3 protein-coding genes are annotated in these 2458 nt (G+C 76.9%); all 3 read right to left on the minus strand.

Features of this window, described 5'->3' with window-relative positions:
* The coding region (locus tag VER05_RS03255; RefSeq protein WP_324843964.1) for an inositol monophosphatase family protein at positions 1-747 on the minus strand (747 nt) is incomplete at its 3' end.
* Between the two features lie 51 nt (positions 748-798).
* The gene (gene rsgA / locus VER05_RS03260) at positions 799-1845 is read right to left on the minus strand and encodes a ribosome small subunit-dependent GTPase A (RefSeq protein ID WP_324843965.1); all 1047 of its coding nucleotides are present in this window, start codon (positions 1843-1845) and stop codon (positions 799-801) included.
* 15 nt (positions 1846-1860) lie between these two features.
* Positions 1861-2458, minus strand: a 598-nt coding sequence (locus VER05_RS03265) for a 3-phosphoshikimate 1-carboxyvinyltransferase (protein WP_414647540.1), incomplete at its 5' end; no start/stop codon positions are given.

Below are 2458 nucleotides of genomic sequence, written 5' to 3' on the forward strand. Positions count from 1 at the left end.
CCGGCCGTTGGACACCAGCGCGCTGCCGCCGAACGGCCCGTCGACGCCCTGCACCGACGTGAACCGCCCGCCGGCCTCGGTCACGATCGGCACCAGCGCGGCCATGTCGTGCAGCGCGAGCTCGGGCTCGGCGGCCAGGTCGACGGCCCCCTCGGCCACCAGCACGTGCGACCAGAAGTCGCCGTAGGCCCGGGTCCGCCACACCTTGCGCGTCAGGTCGAGGAAGTGGTCGAGCCGGCCCTGCTCCTCCCAGCCGCCCAGGCTGGAGTAGGACAGCGACGCGTCCTGCAGCCGGCCGACCTCGGACACCTGCAGCCGGGTCGCGGAGGCCAGCGACCGCCCGGTCCACGCGCCGGAGCCGACGGCGGCCCACCAGCGGCGGGACAGGGCGGGCGCGCTGACCAGGCCGACGACGACCTCGTCGCCGTCGAGCAGCGCGATCAGGGTCGCCCACACCGGGACGCCCCGGACGAAGTTCTTGGTGCCGTCGATCGGGTCGACCACCCAGCGCCGCGGGCCGTGGCCGGTGTCGGCCATCTCCTCGCCGTGCACGGCGTCGCGCGGGCGGGCCCGGGACAGCTGCGCGCGGATCAGCTCCTCGGCGGCGCGGTCGGCGTCGGAGACGGGGGTCAGGTCGGGCTTGGTCTCGACCCGCAGGTCCTGCGCCTTGAACCGCGACATGGTGAGCGCGTCCACCTGGTCGGCGATCACGTGGGCGAGGCGCAGGTCGTCGTCGTACCGGGTCATGGGGTCCAACCTATCCGGGCCGCGCGACGCAGACGCCCACGTCAGGCCACGTCAGCCCGCGTCCGGCGCGCCCGAGCGGCTGACCAGCAGCCGCCGGAACGAGTCCACCCGCGCCGTCCGCGCCTCGCGCGCCGGCTCGTCCGGCGCCGCCTCGACCCACTCGTCCAGCGCGCAGTCGGGCGCGTCGGCCGCGTGCGTGCAGCCGCGGGGGCACTCCGCGGCCACCTCGGCCAGGTCGGCGAACGCGCCGAGCAGGTGGTCCGGGTCGACGTGCGCCAGCCCGAACGACCGGACGCCGGGGGTGTCGATCACCCAGGTGCCCGGCTCGCCGGGGACGCGCAGCGCGACGGCGGAGGTCGAGGTGTGCCGCCCGCGCCCGGTGACGTCGTTGACCACGCCCACGGCCCGCAGCGCGTCCGGCACGAGGGCGTTCACCAGCGTCGACTTGCCGACGCCGGAGTGCCCGACCAGCACCGACATCCGCCCCGCCAGCGCGGCGCGGACCTCGTCCAGCCCCTCGATCGCGGCCTCGTCGGTCCGGGAGCTCACGACCACCCGGACGCCGATCGGCTCGTACAGCGCGCGCAGCTCCTCAGGGTCCGCGAGGTCGGCCTTGGTCAGCGCGAGCAGCACGTCCATGCCGGCGTCGTAGGCGGCGACGACGCACCGGTCGATCATCCGGGTGCGCGGCTCGGGGTCGGCGAGGGCGGTGACCACCACGAGCTGGTCGGCGTTCGCGACGATGACCCGCTCGACGGGGTCGGTGTCGTCGGCGGTGCGGCGGAGCACGGTGCTGCGGTCGACGATCCGCACGATGCGCGCGAGCGACCCCTCGGCGCCGGAGGTGTCGCCGACCAGGTCGACCCGGTCGCCCGGCACCACGCGCTCACGGCCGAGCTCGCGGGCCTTCATCGCGACGGCCACGCGCTCGTCCGGCCCGTCCGCGTCGACCAGCACGGTGTACCGCCCGCGGTCGACGCCGGTGACCAGCGCGCGGTCGGCGTCGGCGTGCTCCGGGCGGGTCTTGGTGCGGGGGCGGGTGCCCCGGCGGCTGGGCCGGACGCGGACGTCCGACTCGTCGAGCGCGCGGCGGGCCACGTCAGCAGCCCCCCGTCACGCCAGCATCCCGTCCCACAGGCCCACGAAGTCCGGGATGGTCTTGGCGGTCGTCGCGACGTCCTCGACCAGCACCCCCGGCACCGCCAGCCCCAGCAGCGCGCCGAAGGTCGCCATCCGGTGGTCGGCGTACGTGCGGACGGTCCCGGCGTGCAGCGGCCGCGGCGTGATGACCAGGCCGTCGGCGGTCTGCTCCGCCTGCCCGCCCAGCCGGGTGATCTCGGCCGACAGCGCGGCGAGCCGGTCGGTCTCGTGGCCGCGCAGGTGCGCGATGCCGCGCAGCCGGGTGGGGGTGTCGGCGAGCGCGGCGACCGCGGCGATGGTGGGGGCGATCTCGCCCGCGGCGTGCAGGTCGAGGTCGACGCCGCGGGCGGCGCCGGTGCCGGTCACGGCGAGCACGTCGCCGTCGAGCCGCGCGGTCGCGCCCATCTGCTCGAGGATCCCGGGCAGCAGTCCGCCGGGCTGCGTCGTGGCGGCGGGCCAGCCCGGGACCCGCACGGTGCCGCCGGCGACCAGCGCCGCGCACAGGAACGGCGCGGCGTTCGACAGGTCCGGCTCCACCCGGACGTCGCGGGCGGCGACCGGGCCGGGCTCG

Origin of the sequence: Cellulomonas sp. (assembly GCF_035634735.1) — a bacterium.
GTDB lineage: Bacteria > Actinomycetota > Actinomycetes > Actinomycetales > Cellulomonadaceae > Cellulomonas.